This is a genomic window from Sphingomonas alba (assembly GCF_023516555.1).
GTDB classification, from domain to species: domain Bacteria; phylum Pseudomonadota; class Alphaproteobacteria; order Sphingomonadales; family Sphingomonadaceae; genus Sphingomicrobium; species Sphingomicrobium album.
Genome location: NZ_JAMGBD010000001.1, coordinates 343,009 through 361,565 on the forward strand (window position 1 = coordinate 343,009; position 18,557 = coordinate 361,565).

The window sequence follows — 18,557 nt, forward strand, 5'->3', positions numbered from 1 at the left end:
ACCTCAAAATCTCAAATCGTCACAGGGCGCCTGTGCGATGCCCATGCTCAGCTACCCTTTAGGTGCCTCTGCATGCGCGTGGTGCGCGCGGAGGGAATCGAACCCCCACGTCTTTCGACACTGGAACCTAAATCCAGCGCGTCTACCAGTTCCGCCACGCGCGCGCGGACGCCCTGAAGGAGCGCGGCCTATAGCAAGGATGGGCCGTGGGGCAAGCCGCTGCGCCACGAGAAACTCCCGCAGGCCGAAGGCGTTGGGTGGGAAAGGAGCTTCTCGATGCAACAGGAACCCGCACCTGGCACGCCCCCGGCAACGCCAGAAACGCCCTCACCGATGCCGGAACTGCCGCCTTCGCCGCAACAGCCGCCCGCAACGCCTGCGCCGGCGCAACCTCCGCAGCCCGGCCAGCCATCACCCGCGCCGCCCGGTGCTCCACAGCCAGGACCGGATATTGACGTGCCATCGCCCGCGACACCGGGTACACAGCCGCCGACAACCCCCATTTCCCCGGTGAGCTGATATGGCCAGCACTCCGCCCGACCCGAAGCCGCCGCCCCTGCCGGACGAGCCGGAGGAGCCGCCACCCCCAGATCCTGTCTATGAGCGGAATCGCGCCGAATTCACGACCGCTTCGAAATCAGGCAGGGCCGCGTCGAAATAGTGCATGCGCGTGCCATCGAGCAGAATCAGGTAGAGCTTGCCGCCGATCACCGCGCCGACGACCCGTCCGCGCCGCCTGACCTCATCCGCGTCAAGATGCTCGAAATCCCATTGGAAGCCGGGGTAACCCATGAACTGGCGCGGCTGCAGCGAGGTGGTTGTTAGGTCCACGGATCCGGCGCGCACCCGGTAAAAGCTCTCCAACATCGCCGTGATTTCCGGCGCGGTCATGTCCGAGCGAAACTTCGGGACCTGCTGAGCATCGCGCTTGTTCTGGCGGATGATGTAGCGACCGCCCTTGAGCCCCGTAACGAAGCTCATGCTGTCGAGGTACGGCCCGTTCAGCGTCCAATCCTCGACCGCGCGTATGTCGTCGATCGCCCAGACGGTGCTGACGCGGTTCCACTCGCGCGGTGGCGTCACCATCATCGAACCATCGCCGACGTTCGTCGTACGTGGCCTGACTAGGGCGTATCCGCCACTACTGAAGCCGCCGCCGCCATCTCCCGTCGTGCAGGCGGTCAGCACCCCGACGGCAGCAATGATCATCATGCGTTTCATGGAACTCGGCCCCCTTACTGCTGGAGCTGCTGGCGGATGAACGGCGCGTCCGGCGCATTCGGCGCCATGGCGAGGTAGCGCTGGTAGGCGCCCTTCGCCTCCGCCGTGCGGCCGGTCTTCTGAAGCATGATGCCGTGCCAGCGCCAGGCGTCCGCAGGAGCATCCGGATACTGCACCGCCGCCGCATAACCTTGCGCCGCCCGCATGTCGTCGCCTTCACGGTTTCGCAGCCGCCAGATCTCGCCCTCATGGAAACGCAGCAGGCCATTCCAGCCATCCATGGCCAGCGTCTCGACAACGTATTGGCTTGCACCCGGATCGTTGAGCTTTACCTGATCGTCGAGCAGCATCGGCCGGATATTGGAAATGGCCTGGACGTAACGCCGGTGTCCGTCGTCGTAGACCCTTCCCGGCACCGTCACTTCGGCGGCGGAGATCTTGAGGTCGGCCCGACGCGTTTCGGGCAGCGGATGATTGGCGAACAGGGTGATCCCGCGGTCATGGTGTTTCTTGCGGCGGTAACGAGCGGAGGCATCGAGCTCGGCAATCAGCTGGTCCCAAGTTTCCGACATTGACATCGGCCGCAAACCTGCATCGGAAATCAGCCTGAGGCCCATGGCGTCCGCCTCGGCTTCCAGGTCGCGGCTATATTTCAGCAGGCTGAGAATCGTGCCGAACTGGGCAAGCTGGGCAAGATCGCCGGCATAGAAGCCAGCCGCCCCGCCGGCGACACCGCCGGCCATCGAGGCGATAGCCAGAATATCCGTTTTGCGGCGCATGTCGCGCCACTGCCGTATCTGGTGCTTGCGCAGGAAGTGCCCGCCCTCGTGGGCGATGACGCCGGCGAGTTGGGCCTCGTTCCGCATACGCAGCAGCAAGCCGGAGAAGACCACCGCAAACCCGGTCGGGAACATCACCGCGTTGAACTCGGGAATGCGCGCCAGGTAAATGCGCATGTCCTTGGCGGCCGGTCCGCCGACGCGGGCGAACAGACCTTGAAGGTAAGCGATGGTCTGCGGATCCTGGATCAAAAGGTTCGAGCCCGCGATCTCCTCCTCGACCCGCTCCATCTGCTGCCAGATGCCGATCTCGTCTTTGTCGGTCGGCCGATAACCGGCGCCGACCAGCGGAACCATATTGGCTGGCAGGATGCGGGCTGCCGCCGCTGTGCCCGTGATGCTGCTCGCCGCCAGCGCTCCGGCACCCGCCAGCATCGTGCGCCGGCTCAGGTTTAGGCAATTAATGCACATCGGAAGCCGCCTTCTCGCGCGCCCTCACGGCTTTGCCCGGCTTCATGCGGCCGAGAAGGCGGTCGACCATCTGCGCGGCGCCCTCTGGCTTGCGAATATCGCCCATGTTGACGCCTGCAACCTGGGTTCCGGCCTGTAGTACATTGAACCAGACGACACTTCCGGTGTGGAGATCGACGAGCGACGCGTAGGCAAACTGGCCGCCACCGCCGATATTCGGTGCGCAGAAACCGACGATGCAACCTGCGACGCCCAGCACCTGCAGGGCGACCCGGCCCGTGGACGCAAAGCTGTCCTCGGCGTGGAGGAACAAAGCATAATCCATGCCCGTCGCTTGGCCGAGCCGCACGGCGTCCTGACCTAGCGTCCAGTCGAGGCCCTTGCCGCGCTTTGTGGGCAAGTAATTGCCGTTGTAGCGATGAAGCGCGATCGACTGCGACACTGCGTAGTTAAGGCGCTCCAGCTCCGCGACGGTGTCCGGCGGAATGCCCGGAAGGCTATCGCGCCGCTCCAAAATCAGCGCATTGCCGCCGCGGCCGGCCTGTTGCGCCTTCAGCGCTGCAAGGACATTGGCGCGGGCGGTCTCGGTCCAGTCGGCGCGCTGCTCGACCATTCCGCCGGTCGTGACCGACCCGACGCTGACGTCCGGGCGCATGACCAGCAATTTGTAATCGCCTTGCGGCGGGGCGAATTCGACATCCGCATATTGTTTGGTCTGGACGCAGGCCGACAAAGCCAGCGCCGACGCGGCAGCGATCAATGAAAAGCGACGCACACAGCCTCCCTCCGGACCCCGCCGGCTGAACGAGCGTAGCGATTTATGCTTTATTTTCCGTAATTTGCAACAACCCTATCGCGGGCACCTGGCGCCCGCCGCTGCCAGGCATTTGCCGTCGATCGAACCCTTTGCGACCGGCAGTCCGATCATCGCCGCCAGCGTCGGCATGATATCGACCGTCTCGACCGGCTGTTCGGGCGCCGCAGGTGCGGCTCCCTTACGCCAGAAAATGATCGGCACGCGCCGATCATAGTCCCAAGGGCTGCCGTGGGTCGCCGTATAACCAACACTCGGCTTCGCCACCGCGCTGATGTTGGGCTTGAGCGCGACATAGAGATCGCCGGACCGCGTAGCGTCATAGGAGGCGCGGATACGCTGCGGCACGGTCCATGAAACCGGCGACCCCGACGGCATCGGCAGCGCCAGGATCTCGGCCTTGGTATAGACGCCATAAACCTGGGGATGCGCTTGGTAGCGTTCTTCCGCCGCCTTGATGACCTCTGCCTTCTTGGCCTCCGGGACCGACGCGTCGACCCAGATGTCACCCGCGATGCCAAGACCCTTGAGAACAGTGCCAGTGAGCCCGAGGCGCGGAGCCAATTGTTTGCCGACTTCGGCGGCGTCGAGGCCCGGATCGGCGCGCGCGGCGTCGGCGACACCATGATCGCGGAGCCGCTCGGGGATATCGAGCCCGCCATGGTCGGCGGTCAGGACAATTGCATAGTCGATGCCGCTACGGTCCATCAGCGCCAGGAAGTCGCCCAGGTCGCGGTCCAGCGCTGCCATTTGCAGGCACATTTCCATGCCGCCACGGCCGAAGGCATGGCCGACATAGTCCGTCGCCGACAGGCCGACGGACATGACGTCGGTCGCAGGGCCCTTGCCAAGCTGCATTTCCTGGATGAGTGCCGCCGACAAGGCCAGCACGGCTCCGTCGAACTCTGGCGTACGGAAGAAGCTGGAGGCATCGCCCGCGGCTCGGTCCATGCGCCAGGTACCGACCGACAGGGTTGGCGATACCTGATAGGCCTTGTCCCTGGCTTGGCAGAAGGCCGGCGGGTCCAGTGCCGGCCGAGCCTGCGCGATCGCATTGGTCAGCGCCTGGTTGGTCGAGGTCACGCTCCGCGGAACGGTGACGCCCTTAAGGTCAGTCGCAAAAGCAGTGCCTTGCCGATACCAGCGCTGGTCGAGATTGTGCCCACCCATCATGATCGCCGCTCGGTCCTTGCCGGCGACGGCGACGTTGCGACTGGCTGGCGAGACCGCTTTCAGCCGGTCGCCGAGCGTCGTTGCATTCAGATGCTTCACTGACACCGTGTAAGCGGTCGAGGTAGAGCCCGGAACGCTCTCATCCTCGGCACAATAGACAGTCTTGTCGGCGCGTGGCGCACCCCAGTCGACCCAGGTGTTGGCAATGATCCCGTTCGATCCCGGGCGTTTCGACGTCATGATGGTCGAATGGCCGGGACAGGTCTCCGTCGCGGCATGGCTCTGGTAACCGTTGTGGAAGACCGTTCCCCCGTCGATGAGCCGCTTGAGCCCGCCCGTGAATTGCCCGCGATATTCGTCGAACAGGTCCGCGGAAAACTGGTCGACCGAGATCGCTAGGATCAGCTTCGGCGCATCGGGCTTGAGCGGTTGAGCGGGCGCTACAGAGGGTGAACAGGCAGCCAGCGAGGCCGCAACGGCAAGACCAACCTTACGCACCCGCACTCTCCTCAATCCAGTTTGGCCCGCAGCCGCTCGTTGACGACGCCGGGGTTGGCCTTGCCAGCCATGGCCTTCATTACCTGCCCCACGAAGAAGCCGAAGAGCTGCACCTTGCCGCTTTTGTATTCCGCGACCTTGTCGGCGTTGGCGGCCAGGATCTTGTCGATCTCCGCGTCGATCGCGCCCGTGTCGCTGGTCTGCTTGAGCCCGCGTTCCTCGACGATCTTCGACGGCGCATCGCCGGTTTCGAGCATGATTTCGAACACCTGCTTGCCTAAAGTGCCGCTCAGCGTTCCGTCGGCGACCAACTTGAGCAGCTCCGCCGCCTCCTGCGGTGAGATCCCAGTCGTCGCCAGCGTCTCGCTCCGCCGGTTCAGCGCCCCGAACAGCTCGGCAACGACCCAGTTCGCACCCTGTTTCGGCTCCGCCCCGGCTTCCAGCAGCGCATCGAACCAGCGCGCCGTCTCGACCTCGGCGGTCAGCACGCTCGCGTTGTACGGGGTCACGCCGACGCCTTCGTAACGCTTGCGCTTGTCGTCGGGCAGTTCCGGCAGGCTCGCCTTGCAGTCGGCGATGAAATCCTCGGTCAGCTCCAGCGGCAGCAGGTCGGGGTCCGGGAAGTAACGATAATCGTGTGCGTCTTCCTTGGAGCGCAGCGAGCGCGTCGCGTTCTTGTCCGGATCGTAGAGCCGCGTCTCCTGGGCGACCTTGCCGCCCTCTTCGATCAGCTCGATCTGTCGGCGCGCTTCATGCTCGATCACCGCCATGACGAAGCGGACGCTATTGACGTTCTTGGTCTCCGTCCGGGTGCCGAACTCGTCGCCCGGCTTGCGCACGCTGACGTTGACGTCGGCACGCATGGAACCCTCTTCCATATTGCCGTCGCACGAACCGACATAGCGGAGGATCGATCTCAGCTTCCGAAGATAAGCTCCTGCTTCTGCGGGGGAACGCATATCCGGACGCGAGACAATTTCCATCAACGCCACGCCCGACCGGTTGAGGTCCACATAAGACATGGTCGGGTGCTGGTCGTGCATCAGCTTACCCGCGTCCTGTTCGACGTGGATGCGCTCGATGCCGATCTGCTTGACGCTGTTCTCGTCCTTGTCGTCGAGCAGGATCTCGACCTCGCCCGGTCCGACCAGCGGATGGTAGAGCTGCGAAATCTGATAGCCCTGCGGCAGGTCCGCGTAGAAGTAGTTCTTGCGGTCGAACCGGCTCCAGCGATTGATCACGGCGTCCAGCGCCAACCCCGTGCGCACCGCCTGGCGGATGCACTCCTTGTTCGGCACCGGCAGCATGCCCGGCATGGCCGCGTCGACAAGGCTCACCTGCGTGTTCGGCTCCGCCCCGAATGCCGTTGCGGCCCCAGAGAAAAGCTTGGCGTTGCTGACGACCTGGGCGTGGACCTCAAGGCCGATCACGACCTCCCATTCGCCGGTTTCGCCCTTGATGCGATATTCGCTCATCACCACCACCTCTGCGGGCGCGCGGTGAACCCAGCCCGTTCCTCGATCGCCAGCGCGGCATTGAGCACGCCCTGCTCGTCCAGTTCCTTGCCGATCAGGTGCAGGCCGAGCGGAAGCCCCTGCCCGTCCAGCCCGCCCGGCACCGACATGGCCGGCAGGCCCGCCAGGCTCGCCGGAACCGCGAAGACGTCGTTCAAATACATAGCCAGTGGGTCCGACATCTTCTCCTGCAACCCAAAGGCCGCCGAAGGCGCAGTCGGCGTCAGGATGAAATCGCACTCGGCGAATGCGTCGCGGAAGTCGCGCTTGATCAAGGTCCGGACTTTCTGCGCCTTGGTGAAATAGGCGTCGTAGAAGCCCGCGCTCAGCACATAAGTGCCGATCATGATTCGGCGGCGAACTTCCGCGCCGAAACCGGCGGCCCGCGTCGCCGCATACATCGCATCGAGATTGCCGCCCTCGGGCGCCTCGCGAAGTCCGTAACGAACGCCGTCATAGCGCGCGAGGTTCGAGGACGCCTCTGCCGGAGCAATGATGTAGTAAGTCGGCAGCGCATATTTGGTGTACGGCAGGCTGATCTTGACGGGCTCGGCGCCAGCATCGCGCAGCCACTCCACGCCCTTGTCCCATAGCGCATCGATCTCCGACGGCACCCCGTCGATTCGATATTCGATCGGAATGCCGACCTTCTTGCCCTTGAGATCGCTGGACAGTCCGGCTTCCCAGTTCGGCACCGGCAGATCGAGCGAGGTCGCGTCCTTGGGGTCGAACCCCGTCATCGCCTCGAGCAAGATAGCGCAATCGCGCACTGTCTTGGCCATCGGCCCCGCCTGGTCGAGCGAGCTCGCAAAGGCGACGATGCCCCACCGCGAACAGCGGCCGTAGGTCGGCTTGATCCCGCAAATGCCGGTGAAGGCCGCCGGCTGGCGGATTGAACCGCCCGTGTCGGTGCCGGTCACGCCCGCGGCCAGTCCCGCCGAAACCGCCGCCGCCGAACCTCCCGAAGACCCACCGGGGGTCAGCGCGGCGTTGCCACCATCATTCCGCTTCCAGGGCGAAATCACCGGCCCATAGGCGCTGGTCTCGTTCGACGAACCCATGGCGAACTCGTCCATGTTGAGCTTGCCAAGCATGCCGGCGCCCGCCGCCTTGAGCTTGCCCGAAACCGTGCTCTCGTAGGTCGGCTTGAACCCTTTGAGGATGTTGGATCCCGAAGTGCTGTCGACGCCCTCGGTCGCGAACAAATCCTTGATGCCGAGCGGCACGCCCGACAGCGGCTTCAGCTCGCCAGCGGCCCGTGCCTTGTCGGCGGCCTCGGCGGCGGCCAGCGCCAGTTCCGGCGTCTCCACCGTATAGGCATTGAGCGAACGGCCCGCGACGACCGCGGCATTGTAAGCCTCGGCCACCTCGCGAGCGGAGAAATCGCCCGCGCCGATCCCGTCGCGCAATTCAGCGATCGTCTTTGTCGTCAGCTCGGACACTATTCGATCACCTTCGGCACGGCGAAGAAGCCGTGCTGGGCCTCCGGCGCGTTCTTCAACACGTCGTCACGGCAATCGCCGTCGTTGACGACGTCGTCGCGTAGGCGAAGCTCATTGTCGATGACGGCAGTCAAAGGCTCGACGCCATCGGTGTCGACCTCGCCCAACTGTTCGACCCATTTCAGGATATTGTTGAATTCGGGCACCATTTTCTCAACTTCGGCATCGCTCATGGCGATGCGGGCGAGCTTGGCGACATGGCGCACCTGATCTGCGTTTACGGACATGGCGGGCGCGATAGCGGGGCCACGCGAACGCGGCAACCGGTTAGGTCAGCCCTCCTCCACCGCATAATCGTCGCCGTAGAATTTCGAGGTACTGCGTGTGTGGAAGGTTATGGCTTTGATCGGCTCGTAATGCGCCTCGCCAAGGCCAGGCAGGACCTCAAGCACCTCATCCTCCCAGACGTAGACAGCCATCGGGAAGGACACGCGCGCTTGGTCACGGTGGGATCCGTCGGCCGGCTTGCCGACCCGATGCGTCGTCGACGGCAGCAGGTCGTTACTGATCAGCTGCATGTAATCGCCGGTATTGATGATGATCGAGCCGTAGGGCGCATGCATCCTCACCCATTTACCGCTGCGATGATTCCAGACCTGGAGGCCCTCCACCCGCGTTGACGGCAAGATCGTGAACAGGTCCACGTCCTCATGACCCAGCAACCGCCCCGCGCCCGACCGATCCTGCTCAGCAGTCAGCGGCGGATAATAGTTCAGCCGAAGGCCGAAATTGGTCTTCGTCAGCCTTCGATCGAATAAGTGCGGGTCCGCGCCCAATCCCATGAGCATCGCCTGGGCAATTGGCTTGAACAGCGGCTCATGGGCCTCGACCAACTGGCGGAACAAGGGTTCAAAGGCCGCGTCCGGCCAATAGTTCTCCGCATGCGTCGGCTCGCCACCTCGCTGAGGGATATCAAATGCGCGGCGGCACCAGACCCATCCCTCCACCAAATCGGGATGGATCTCGCTTGTCTCCTCCAGCGGGAAATAGCCTTGACTGACTGATCCGTGCCGCGCCGCGCGAAATCGCATTTTCGTTTCAAGTGGCGTCGAAGTGAACAAGTCGAGCACACCCTCGTGCATCGCATCGTAAAGCGCAGGATCGACCCCATGTCCGGTTAGAACCGCGAACCCGATCTCCTTGAGCGCACGAACGAACTCCTCGGCAAACTGCGCCCTGTCGTCCGCATTCCCGCCCAGGAACCGCGAAAAATCGAGGACGGCAATCTCATAGTCCTCGTCGAACTCGTCACTTTCGCTCTCGGCTAACCGATAGGTGTGCGACTTGCGGACCTGGTCGTACTTCACGAAGTCCTTGTTCAACGCATCGCTCATAACGCTGCCGCCTGCGCAGTCGTGGCTTCCAGCCGGTGTTCGCGATGTCCCTTGACCGCAGCGCGCGCCATCACAACAGCTGTATAGAACACGACCACCGTGATCACCCAGCGCAGGACGTCAACGTCCATCTCCTTGACGATCAGCGCCGCGACCAGCACCGCCGGGATACCTCCCAGCGCCAGTCCGACGACAATCCTGAGGTCGATTTCCGGCACCTTCACGAACCGAACGCTCGAACCGGCGCCCATCAGCGATGCGCCCGACGCCATGATCGGGAAACAATAGTGCGGGTCCATGCCCATCAGGCTCAGCATCGCCAGCGTTGGGGCGTAATTGCCGACCCCGAAATTGGCGAGCAGCCCAAAGCCGAAGCTTGCCACGATAGCGACGATCGTAAGCCCCATCGGCAGGCCTGATGCCGTACCGCCCGCAGGAAGACTGCCGAGAATTGCTAGGAGGTTGGCGATGCCTGCCATCGCCAGGCCGATGGCGACCGTCATCTGCACGATCCAGGCGCGGGCACGAACAACCAGCGGCGCACCGACGATGCCGCCCACGAACGTCGCCATCGCGCCACCGAATAATAGGACGGGGTCGACGCGCACGCCGAGGAGGATCAGGAAAATAATGCTCTCGACCATCGCCGGCGGCGTTAGGCCCGCGATCATGGTCGGCGGAATCAGCCGGTCGGGGACCAGTTTGCGGAATTTGAACCAGGCGGTCGTCTGGGCGAACGAGCCGATCCCGAACGTATCGAAAAAATTGACCACCGCGCCGAGGGCGAGCGCTTCGGGGGTTGGCCAGGCGCGGCGTCCGATCGCCTCTCGTGCCAGCACGTACGCATAGACGAGGATTGCGAGGCCGAGCGGAATGAGGAGCGCTATCAGCAGCATTTCAAAGTCACTTTACGCATGAATTTCACCCAAAAACAGAAAAGCCCGCCGGGCGGCGGGCGGGCAGTCGATGATCGATTGAAAGGCCGATCAGTCGCGCCATCGCTCCGCATGCATACGACCGCGCCACCAGGTGCCGGTGGTCATTGCGTCAGCAGGGGCGCTCGGGTGGTTCATTGCGCCAGACTAGGTGCTGCTATCGAACCAGGTCAAGCTGCCATCTTGCCCGTGTGGACGCCCTCCCTTAACGCCGCCGCCCATGTGCGCGCGCCGCTTCCTGATTTTCGTTTTCTTCCTGATCCTGCTGGTCGTCGGCGGAGCCTTCGCGATTTACCAGTGGGGCGGTAACGTCCTGCTGACGCAGGCCACTCCCAAGGGCCATTTCGAAGCAAAGGCCGCGGGTGCCGGGCCCGATTATAGTTTGCCCGCGAACTGGGCTGCCCGGCCGGACATGGCGGTGGATTCCGATCCTTCGCGTTGGCTGCCGGATGCTTTTGCTGCGGCCACGCCGACGGAGAACAAGGCCGCGGTCTTCTTCATCCACCCTACGACCTATCTGCAGCGCGATCACTGGAATGCGCCTGTCGCAATCGACGGCGACACCGAAATGCGGACCCAGCTCTTCGTCCGCAGCCAGGCAAGCGCCTTCAATGGCGTCGGCAATGTCTGGGCGCCACGCTATCGCCAGGCAGCGTACGGCGCCTTCCTGCTGAAGAGCGAGGACGCCAACAAAGCGCTCGATTTAGCCTATGGCGACGTCCGCTCGGCCTTCGACGAATTCCTCGCCGCCAATCCATCCGGCCCTGTCATCCTCGCCGGGCATAGCCAGGGCTCGCTGCATCTCTTGCGCCTTCTCTCCGGCCGCAAGGACCAGCTGAAAAATCGCCTCGTTGCCGCCTATGTCGTCGGCTGGCCGGTTGGCATTCATTCCGACTTGCCCGCGACGGGGCTTTCGCCCTGCGCCCAGCCGGAACAGGCCGGGTGCATCCTCAGCTGGCAGAGCTTTGGCGAACCGGCGAATACCTCCCTAGTGGCCGACTCCTGGGTCGGCACGCGCGGGCTCGCCGGCATCAAACGCCAGCAGGCCGACATGCTCTGTGTCGATCCGGTTAGCGGCCGTCAGAATGGCAGGTCGCAGCCAGGCGAAAATCCAGGAACTCTGCTCCCGACGGCCGACCTTTCCTCGGCCACGCTCACCACCGGCCAGGTCGGCAGCCGCTGCGACAACGGCTTCCTGACGGTCGACGGCACAATTCCGCCGCTCGGGCCATTCGTCCTCCCCGGCAATAACTACCACGTCTATGATTACGCCCTCTTCTGGGGCGCGATCCGGCGCGATGCGGAGAGGAGGCTTGCGGCATGGAGCAAGCATTGATCACCGCCTCCGCCGCCGATTTCGCCGAGACGCTGCCGAACGCCGGCGTCCTCGCCGGCCTCGATGTCGGCACCAAAACGATCGGCCTCGCCCTTTGCGATGCCGGCTGGAGCTTTGCCGGACCGGCTGAGACCCTCCGACGCAGCAAGTTCACAAGGGACCTGGAAGCGCTGAAATCCTTTGTCGCCACTCACCGCGTCACCGGGCTGGTCGTCGGCCTGCCGCTCAACATGGACGGCAGCGACAGCCCCCGAACCCAGTCCGTGCGTGCTTTCGCCCGCAACCTTGCTCCGCTGGCACTGCCGGTACTCCTTTGGGACGAGCGCTGGTCGACCCAGGCCGTCGAGCGGGCGATGATCGATGCCGACGTCAGCCGCGCCAGGCGGGCCGAGGCCGTGGACAAGCTCGCCGCTGCCCATATCCTTCAGGGCGCCATCGACGCGCTGGCCAATTTGCCGCCAGCCCGTTAGGCCGTCATCTTCATGGACCTGATTTCGATCGACGATCTGACCGACGCCCAGATCGCCACGATTCTCGACGAGGGCGATCGCTGGTTCGCCTTCAACCGCCAGCCTCGGCGTAACGACCATCGGCTCGACGGCCTCACCATCCTCAATGCGTTTTTCGAGAATTCGACCCGCACCCTGCTGAGCTTCGAGATCGCCGCACAGCGGCTCGGCGCGCAAATGGTGACGATGCAGGTTGAGATGAGCTCGATCAAAAAGGGCGAGACTCTCGAGGATACGGCGCGGACATTGAACGCCATGCGCCCCGACGCGCTCGTGATCCGCCACGGCACCAGCGGCGCGCCGCGAAACGTCGCGGGCATTATGGATTGCCCCGTGATCAATGCGGGCGATGGCACCGGCGAGCATCCGACGCAGGCGCTGCTCGACGCCGCGACCATTCGCCGTCATTTCGGCCGCGTCGAAGGCCTCAGGGTCGCGATCTGCGGCGACCTCGCCCACAGCCGCGTCGCCCGTTCGAATGGCAAGCTCCTGTCCCGCCTGGGCGCGGATGTGCGTTTTGCAGGGCCGCCATCCCTGCTTCCGAAGGATTTCGATGGGTCAGGCTCGATCGACGAGGCCGTCCAGGGCGCGGATGTCGTGATGATGCTGCGGATCCAGCGTGAACGCCTTGACGAAGATCTGAATGATGGGCCGGGCGAATATCTCGCGCGCTATGGCCTGACTGCCGAACGATTGGCCAAGGCCGCGCCCAATGCCGTGGTTATGCACCCTGGCCCAATCAATCGCGGCGTCGAGATCGACGGCGCATTGGCCGACGACCCCGAACGGTCTTTGATCGTCACTCAGGTCGAAATGGGCGTGGCCGTGCGAATGGCCTGCCTGGACCTCCTCGCCGCCGAGCGCTTGGCCTAGAGCGAAGCGAGGCGGACCGGCGCGTCGCCCGCGGTGTCGCGGACGAAGCAGCTTCCCCCGGCGCTCTTCAGTGAAGCGCAGAAGTCGCGGGCCTGGGAATCGCTGGCAAAACCCTTGACCGACAGGCGGTAGACGGTGCCCTTGGCGCTCTCGAAGCGGGCCGTGCTGGGGTCATAACCGCGCAGCGCCGGGTACTTCTTCGAGATGTTGTTCCAGGCGACATGGACGAAGTTGCTCGACGAATAGGCGCCGAGCTGCACGACCGCATTGCTGTTGCCGCGAACCGGCTTGGCGAAGCTCGCCTTGCGGAACAGGTTGGAGGCACGCGGGCTGAGTCCCGGCTTTGCTTCTGCAAGGACCGTAGTGCGCTTGGCTTTCGCCTTTACCGCCTTCGCGGCCGGCGGCGGAGCGACCGGCGCGGGATCGGCAGCCGCAATGGCAACCGGTTCGGGTGCGACCTCGACCGGTGCGGCATATTCGACCGGAGCCGGGGCTGGCGCAGCGGCTTGCTGAACCATCGGCGGCGCAGCCTCAAAGGCCGGCGCGGGTGCCGGCGCGGCTTCAACCGCCGCAAGGCGCACGTCCTGCTGCGGTGCATTCAGCGCCAGGCGGACGGGCTGCCCCGGATCGGCAGCGGCAGGCGTGACGCCCGTGAGCGCGGCGACCTGGTCAAAGGCATGCGCCGGCTTGGCGAAGGCCATCCATTGCTGGATGCGCGCATCGACCTGGTCGGCCGGAATGTCTTGCGCGGCGACAGTCTTGGCGGCGGTCCATTCGCCCTGCAGCGCATAAGCGAGCGCAAGGTTCTGGCGGACGCGGGCATCAGCTCCGACCGCGCGGGCGGCAGTTTCCAGCACAGTGGCTGCCATCTGCGGCTGGCCGGCAAGCGCCAGCGCAAGGCCATAATCCGAAGGATCGAGCGAGTTGCGCGCCGAATCGAGCAACGCCATGGCCTGCTCGGACTTGCCCTGCGCGATCGTAACCAGCGCCAGCTTAAGGACGACCTGCGCCTGGCCGCCATTCAGCGTCAGCGAATCCTTGTAGGCGGCTTCCGCCGAGGCGAAGCGCCCGGCAGCGAAATAGGCATTGCCAAGAAGAGTCCGGAAATCCGCTTCGCCCGGCGTGCCGGCAACCGCCTGCTCCGCGAAATCTACAGCAGCGGCGCTATCGCCGCGCGCCAGCGCATCCTGGGCGCGAAGGGCGAGTCCGGCCTTGCTCGAGACAGGCGCAACGGCTGCAGTGTGCAGGTTGGCAGACGGGTGGGCGCAGGCGCTCAGGGCTCCGATCAGCCCCAGGGCGGTGAGTGCGGATCCGAAGTTCTTCACCATGTCATCACCTCTTTATGTGTCTCAGGCCCGCGCTTGTTTCTTGGGCGCGCGTTCGGCCATCGATTCCAGTTCGGGCATTTCGTTCAGCAGGCGGTCGACCGCGTCGGTTACCAATTGCTGGGCGGAACGACCGTTGACCGCGCAAGCCAGGCGCAGCTTCAAGTGCCGCGACGGGTCAAGCCGCAGCGTGAAGGCGGCCTTGCTGCCCGTTCCTGGTGCAGAACGCGGCTTCGGCTGGCGGCGCGGACGCGCAATTGCCTGCTGCTTGGCCGGCTCCGGCATGCGGACCACGGCCTCGACGTCCACCAGCTCGGCGGTTTCGTCGAAATCCTCGTCAGCTTCTTCTTCATGACCGACGTCCGGTTCCTCACCGACCAGGCGATCGACGATTTCCGCCTGCTGCTCGTGCACAGGCGAACCGACCGGAGTCAGGGCCGCCAGCGGATTACGGGTCGGATGCGGGGTCAGCTCTTCGCCGAACGCGTCATGCTCGTCATCGCGGGGTGCTTCGGCGGCCTTTGGCGGCTCGAAGCCCATGTCGTTCCAGCCGAGATCCTCAAGGCCGCTGCCGGTTTGGGCGCCGAACCCCTGAGGCCGCATCGCCGGGCGGGCAGCACCCTTGCGGGCCAGCAATCCGGAAGAGAGGGAGGCGAAAGGCTTGGGTTCACTATTCATGGTGATACGCGCCCCTTACTGGCCGACCACCCGGCGGCCGAAGCCGCCGACGGGACGTGGGCTGGCAGCGCCGATACCGGGCGCAGCATTCGGCGCCGCGAACACGGTGCGGCGGAAATTCTTTTCGAGGCGGTCGGAAATATACTCCCACAACTCGACGACTTCGCGAGCGGAGCGTCCGCCGGGGTCGACTTCCATTACCGTGCGGCCGTCGATCATCGAGGCTGCGAAATCGGTGCGGTGGTGGATGGTAACCGGCGCGACGGTGCCATGCTGCGACAGGGCAACCGCGGCTTCGTAAGTGATCTTGGCCTTGGGCGTCGCGGCGTTGACGACGAAAATCAGCGGCTTGCCGGCGCGGTCACACAGGTCGACCGTGGCGCCGACGGCGCGCAGGTCGTGCGGGCTCGGACGGGTCGGGATGACGATCAGCTCGGCAACGGCGATAACGCTCTGGATCGCCATGGTGATTGCCGGCGGCGTATCGATGACTGCCAGGCGGAAGCCCTGCTGGCGGAGCACTTCAAGGTCGGAGGCAAGTCGCGCGACGGTGGTTTGCGCGAAGGCGGGCATTTCGTCCTGCCGTTCGTTCCACCAATCGGCAAGGCTGCCCTGGGGATCGATGTCGATCAGGCAGACGGGGCCGGCACCGGCCATCTGCGCCTGCACCGCCAGATGCCCGGACAGGGTCGTCTTGCCCGATCCGCCTTTCTGCGATGCCATTGCCAGAACGCGCATTCTATTCCCCTCGCCTTATTTGACGCTGATCAGGCTGCCACCTGACAGGAAAGCCCCTAAATATTGGTTAATGCGGTCCCGACCTTGTTGCCGGGGCCAAGCCTTCTGTAAGCTACAACCAATCGGCTTGTTCGCGTGGGAGATCCCGTAAATGCGGTTAAGGATTGCGATCGCGAGCGTTGCGCTTGCCCTCGGCTCGTCGGTGACGGCCCAGGCCCCGACCGTGAAGTCGGGCGTCGAGGCGTGGCAGCGCGGCGACCACGCCGGCGCCGTCGCCATCTGGCGCAACCTTGCCGAAAAGGGGAATGTCGACGCCGCCTTCGATCTCGGCCAGGCCTATCGCCTCGGCAAGGGCGTCCCCGCCGACAGCTCGCAGGCCAAGCACTGGCTCGAAGTCGCTGCCAAGAAGGGACATACGGACGCCCAGGTCAGCCTCGGCCTTCTCCTGTTCGACAGCGGAGACCGCGCAACAGCCATGACTTGGCTCAAGCGGGCAGCCGAAAAAGGCGAACCCCGGGCATTGCTCGTGGTCGGAACGGCGCTGTTCAACGGCGACGGCCTGCCTCAGGACCCGGTGCTCGGCTACGCCTATGTCAGCCGCGCCGCTGCCCAAGGGCTGGCGCCGGCGAAATCGACCCTCACCGAAATGGACAAGCTCATGACGGTCGAGGAGCGGCAGAAGGGAGTCGCCATCGCGCTCGCCGCCGCCAAGGGCGGAGCACCGAAGTCGAACGAGAAGGGCTCGCCACCGCCAAAAGCCAAGGCCAAGGCGCCCCCTCCGATTGTCGCCGACGTCCCAGTCCAAAAGCCTCCCGCGAAATCCGAAACGGCCAAGGCTGTGCCAGCGAAAGGCAATTGGCGAGTTCAGCTTGGCGCATTCTCGACAAGGGGAGCGGCGGAGGGCCTGTATTGGAAGCTATCCGGCAACGGGGCGCTCTCGGGCCGGCAGGCCTTTTACATCCCGGTCGGCAAGATCACGCGCCTGCAGGCCGGGCCGTTCGAGAGCCGCGCAGCAGCAACATCCGCATGCGCTCGTTTGGCCCCGCAAGCCTGTTTCGCCGTGGAGGCTCGCTAGTCGGCCACCCAGTGGCGGCGGCCGATATCGGCCGCCCACAGCAAAGCGTCGAGCCCATGATGGTCGAGCCGTGCGTCGGCGACGTCGGCCAGGGCTGGCTTGGCACGATAGGCAACCCCCAGCCCCGCCTCTTCAACCATCGCGATGTCGTTAGCCCCGTCGCCGATCGCCAAAGTCATTTCGGGTTCGAGACCCAGGCTCTCGCGCGCTTCGACAAGCGTATCGCGCTTGACGGTAGAATCGACGATGCGTCCTTCGACCTCGCCGGTCAGCTTGCCGTCCCGAACGCCAAGCACATTGGCCTCGAAACGATTGAAGCCAACCGTCTTCGCGACTGGCTCAACGAAAGCTGTGAACCCGCCCGAAACAAGGATTGTCTCGACGGTATGCAGGCGCAAAGTTCGGATCAGGGTTTCGGCGCCAGGGTTGGGCCGGATACGCTCCGCCAAACAAAGCTCGATCGTCGACGCATCAAGTCCCGCCAGCAACGCGACCCGCTCCTTGAGGGCGGCCGCGAAATCCAGCTCGCCGCGCATTGCCCGTTCGGTGATGGCGGCGATTTGCGGCTTGATGCCGGCATAGTCGGCGAGTTCGTCGATGCACTCCTGCCCGATGATTGTTGAATCCATGTCGGCGACCAGCAACCGCTTGCGACGATGGCGGGCCGGCTGGACAACAAGATCGACGCCTTCCCACCCTTCGAGCGCCGCTCGCGTCCCGGCTGAATCGCCCACAGCGAGATCAGCGGCGTCGCCTTCATCGACCCATCCAAGGAAGCGCGCATCATCGAGCCGCTCCAGGCTGGCCTTCAGCAGCCTGTCATCCAGCCTTCCCGCTGCTATCAGCGTCGCAATGAGCAAGGCGCGTCCTCCTTTGGCCCTCATCGCCGGTCCGACCGCCAGCGGCAAGTCGGCGCTGGCGCTGGCGCTCGCCGAAGCCGAAAATGACATCGTCATCAATGCCGACAGCGCCCAGATCTACCGCGACGTCCCGATCCTCAGCGCCGCGCCGGGCGAAGCGGAGCGGGCGCGTGCGGAGCATCGCCTCTATGGCATCCGCGATGGCGCCCTCGCCTGCTCCGCGGCCGAATGGGCGGAACTCGCAAAAGCCGAAATCGCCCGCGCCCATGACCTCGGCAAGCTGCCCATTCTGGTTGGCGGCACCGGTCTCTATTTGCGGACTTTGCTCGATGGCATCGCGCCAGTACCGCCAATCGATCCCGAAGTTCGCAAAGCGGTGCGGCTAAAGGCCGTCGGTGACAATCTTGCCCAGCTTCAGCGCCTCGATCCCGAAGCGGCGGGCCGGCTCAATCCCGCCGACACGACACGCGTGGCGCGGGCCCTCGAAGTCGTAAAATCGACGGGTCGGAGCCTCAGGGATTGGCATTCCAAACACGAAGGAGGAATCGGTGGCCATGTGGACTTGCGGGCGCTGGTCCTGCTCCCGCCCCGCGATTGGCTCTACGCCCGCTGCGACGCGCGGTTCGAATCCATGATCGAACAGGGCGCCATCCAGGAAGTCGAACGCGTGCTTGCTCGCAATCTCGACGCCAATTTGCCAGTCATGCGCGCCATTGGGGTTCCGGAAATTGCCGCGTTCCTCCGCGGCCAAGTCGACCGTGAAACCATGATAGCGGCGGGTAGTCAGGCCACACGCCGCTACGCCAAGCGTCAGTACACGTGGTTCGCGCACCAGCCGCCGGTGGAGTGGCCGCGCTACGTCGATCCGGTCGATGACCCCGCGCAAGCGCTGGCGAACTTTACCCAAAAGCCGTAGCGCTCG

Annotated in this window: 18 protein-coding genes and 1 tRNA gene; 5 read left to right on the top strand and 14 right to left on the bottom strand. The window is 64.6% G+C overall.

The window, feature by feature from the left end; genetic code table 11:
* Nucleotides 1-79 precede the first annotated feature (79 nt).
* From LZ536_RS01755 to LZ536_RS01800, 10 genes are all read right to left on the bottom strand, one after another.
* Nucleotides 80-164: transfer RNA gene (locus tag LZ536_RS01755), tRNA-Leu, on the bottom strand.
* Nucleotides 165-597: 433 nt separating this feature from the next.
* A complete protein-coding gene (locus tag LZ536_RS01760; protein ID WP_249846582.1) occupies nucleotides 598-1,221 on the bottom strand; it encodes a hypothetical protein in 624 nt (207 codons plus the stop codon).
* 14 nt (nucleotides 1,222-1,235) lie between these two features.
* Nucleotides 1,236-2,471, bottom strand: coding sequence for a M48 family metallopeptidase (locus LZ536_RS01765; protein ID WP_249846583.1), 1,236 nt, complete (start codon nucleotides 2,469-2,471; stop codon nucleotides 1,236-1,238).
* Nucleotides 2,461-3,246, bottom strand: a complete 786-nt coding sequence (locus LZ536_RS01770) for a hypothetical protein (RefSeq protein ID WP_249846584.1) — start codon at nucleotides 3,244-3,246, stop codon at nucleotides 2,461-2,463. The genes LZ536_RS01765 and LZ536_RS01770 overlap by 11 nt, the downstream gene beginning before the upstream one ends.
* A 75-nt stretch (nucleotides 3,247-3,321) precedes the next feature.
* Entirely contained in the window at nucleotides 3,322-4,956 is a 1,635-nt protein-coding gene (locus LZ536_RS01775; protein WP_249846585.1) for an alkaline phosphatase family protein, read from the bottom strand.
* Between the two features lie 11 nt (nucleotides 4,957-4,967).
* Entirely contained in the window at nucleotides 4,968-6,431 is a 1,464-nt protein-coding gene (gene gatB / locus LZ536_RS01780) for an Asp-tRNA(Asn)/Glu-tRNA(Gln) amidotransferase subunit GatB (protein WP_249846586.1), read from the bottom strand.
* Entirely contained in the window at nucleotides 6,431-7,912 is a 1,482-nt protein-coding gene (gatA, locus tag LZ536_RS01785) for an Asp-tRNA(Asn)/Glu-tRNA(Gln) amidotransferase subunit GatA (RefSeq protein ID WP_249846587.1), read from the bottom strand. Before gatA ends, gatB begins: the two co-directional genes overlap by 1 nt.
* Nucleotides 7,912-8,199, bottom strand: coding sequence for an Asp-tRNA(Asn)/Glu-tRNA(Gln) amidotransferase subunit GatC (gene gatC / locus LZ536_RS01790; protein ID WP_249846588.1), 288 nt, complete (start codon nucleotides 8,197-8,199; stop codon nucleotides 7,912-7,914). The genes gatA and gatC overlap by 1 nt, the downstream gene beginning before the upstream one ends.
* A gap of 45 nt (nucleotides 8,200-8,244) precedes the next feature.
* Nucleotides 8,245-9,306 (bottom strand): 2-oxoglutarate and iron-dependent oxygenase domain-containing protein, encoded by a 1,062-nt coding sequence (locus LZ536_RS01795; protein ID WP_249846589.1) that lies wholly within the window; start codon nucleotides 9,304-9,306, stop codon nucleotides 8,245-8,247.
* Complete coding sequence (locus LZ536_RS01800) at nucleotides 9,303-10,202, bottom strand: TSUP family transporter (protein ID WP_249846590.1); 900 nt, start codon at nucleotides 10,200-10,202, stop codon at nucleotides 9,303-9,305. Before LZ536_RS01800 ends, LZ536_RS01795 begins: the two co-directional genes overlap by 4 nt.
* 259 nt (nucleotides 10,203-10,461) lie before the next feature.
* Here LZ536_RS01800 and LZ536_RS01805 point away from each other — a divergent pair, with 259 nt between their 5' ends.
* From LZ536_RS01805 to LZ536_RS01815, 3 genes are read left to right on the top strand one after another with little or no spacing between them, the layout of a single operon-like run.
* The gene (locus LZ536_RS01805) at nucleotides 10,462-11,577 is read left to right on the top strand and encodes a DUF3089 domain-containing protein (protein ID WP_249846591.1); all 1,116 of its coding nucleotides are present in this window, start codon (nucleotides 10,462-10,464) and stop codon (nucleotides 11,575-11,577) included.
* Complete coding sequence (gene ruvX, locus LZ536_RS01810) at nucleotides 11,574-12,047, top strand: Holliday junction resolvase RuvX (protein ID WP_249848531.1); 474 nt, start codon at nucleotides 11,574-11,576, stop codon at nucleotides 12,045-12,047. Before LZ536_RS01805 ends, ruvX begins: the two co-directional genes overlap by 4 nt.
* A 12-nt stretch (nucleotides 12,048-12,059) precedes the next feature.
* A complete protein-coding gene (locus tag LZ536_RS01815; protein WP_249846592.1) occupies nucleotides 12,060-12,959 on the top strand; it encodes an aspartate carbamoyltransferase catalytic subunit in 900 nt (299 codons plus the stop codon).
* Here LZ536_RS01815 and LZ536_RS01820 read toward each other — a convergent pair.
* The 3 genes from LZ536_RS01820 to LZ536_RS01830 are packed head-to-tail and all read right to left on the bottom strand — an operon-like array spanning nucleotide 12,956 to nucleotide 15,700.
* Nucleotides 12,956-14,287, bottom strand: a complete 1,332-nt coding sequence (locus LZ536_RS01820; RefSeq protein ID WP_249846593.1) for an SPOR domain-containing protein — start codon at nucleotides 14,285-14,287, stop codon at nucleotides 12,956-12,958. The two genes, LZ536_RS01815 and LZ536_RS01820, sit on opposite strands and share 4 nt — an antisense overlap.
* 21 nt (nucleotides 14,288-14,308) lie before the next feature.
* On the bottom strand, nucleotides 14,309-14,962 hold the full coding sequence (locus tag LZ536_RS01825; RefSeq protein ID WP_249846594.1) for a hypothetical protein: 654 nt from the start codon (nucleotides 14,960-14,962) through the stop codon (nucleotides 14,309-14,311).
* 15 nt (nucleotides 14,963-14,977) lie between these two features.
* Complete coding sequence (locus LZ536_RS01830; protein WP_249846595.1) at nucleotides 14,978-15,700, bottom strand: ParA family protein; 723 nt, start codon at nucleotides 15,698-15,700, stop codon at nucleotides 14,978-14,980.
* A gap of 151 nt (nucleotides 15,701-15,851) precedes the next feature.
* Between LZ536_RS01830 and LZ536_RS01835 the strand changes: the two genes are divergently transcribed.
* Nucleotides 15,852-16,775, top strand: coding sequence for an SPOR domain-containing protein (locus LZ536_RS01835; protein ID WP_249846596.1), 924 nt, complete (start codon nucleotides 15,852-15,854; stop codon nucleotides 16,773-16,775).
* On the opposite strand, the gene serB is transcribed toward LZ536_RS01835, so the two are convergent.
* Nucleotides 16,772-17,635: a phosphoserine phosphatase SerB gene (serB, locus tag LZ536_RS01840; protein WP_249846597.1), complete on the bottom strand. Its 864-nt coding sequence runs from the start codon at nucleotides 17,633-17,635 to the stop codon at nucleotides 16,772-16,774. The genes LZ536_RS01835 and serB overlap by 4 nt on opposite strands.
* Here serB and miaA point away from each other — a divergent pair.
* On the top strand, nucleotides 17,628-18,551 hold the full coding sequence (gene miaA, locus LZ536_RS01845; protein ID WP_249846598.1) for a tRNA (adenosine(37)-N6)-dimethylallyltransferase MiaA: 924 nt from the start codon (nucleotides 17,628-17,630) through the stop codon (nucleotides 18,549-18,551). The genes serB and miaA overlap by 8 nt on opposite strands.
* The last annotated feature ends 6 nt before the right edge of the window (nucleotides 18,552-18,557 follow it).

Coding starts and splice junctions, on each gene's coding strand:
- LZ536_RS01795 (WP_249846589.1), bottom strand. CDS start 9,306: ATGAGCGATGCGTTGAACAAGGACTTCGTGAAGTACGACCAGGTCCGC.
- miaA (WP_249846598.1), top strand. CDS start 17,628: ATGAGCAAGGCGCGTCCTCCTTTGGCCCTCATCGCCGGTCCGACCGCC.
- gatB (WP_249846586.1), bottom strand. CDS start 6,431: ATGAGCGAATATCGCATCAAGGGCGAAACCGGCGAATGGGAGGTCGTG.
- LZ536_RS01800 (WP_249846590.1), bottom strand. CDS start 10,202: ATGCTGCTGATAGCGCTCCTCATTCCGCTCGGCCTCGCAATCCTCGTC.
- LZ536_RS01830 (WP_249846595.1), bottom strand. CDS start 15,700: ATGCGCGTTCTGGCAATGGCATCGCAGAAAGGCGGATCGGGCAAGACG.
- LZ536_RS01760 (WP_249846582.1), bottom strand. CDS start 1,221: ATGAAACGCATGATGATCATTGCTGCCGTCGGGGTGCTGACCGCCTGC.
- LZ536_RS01820 (WP_249846593.1), bottom strand. CDS start 14,287: ATGGTGAAGAACTTCGGATCCGCACTCACCGCCCTGGGGCTGATCGGA.
- gatC (WP_249846588.1), bottom strand. CDS start 8,199: ATGTCCGTAAACGCAGATCAGGTGCGCCATGTCGCCAAGCTCGCCCGC.
- LZ536_RS01815 (WP_249846592.1), top strand. CDS start 12,060: ATGGACCTGATTTCGATCGACGATCTGACCGACGCCCAGATCGCCACG.
- LZ536_RS01835 (WP_249846596.1), top strand. CDS start 15,852: ATGCGGTTAAGGATTGCGATCGCGAGCGTTGCGCTTGCCCTCGGCTCG.
- LZ536_RS01765 (WP_249846583.1), bottom strand. CDS start 2,471: ATGTGCATTAATTGCCTAAACCTGAGCCGGCGCACGATGCTGGCGGGT.
- LZ536_RS01825 (WP_249846594.1), bottom strand. CDS start 14,962: ATGAATAGTGAACCCAAGCCTTTCGCCTCCCTCTCTTCCGGATTGCTG.
- LZ536_RS01805 (WP_249846591.1), top strand. CDS start 10,462: ATGTGCGCGCGCCGCTTCCTGATTTTCGTTTTCTTCCTGATCCTGCTG.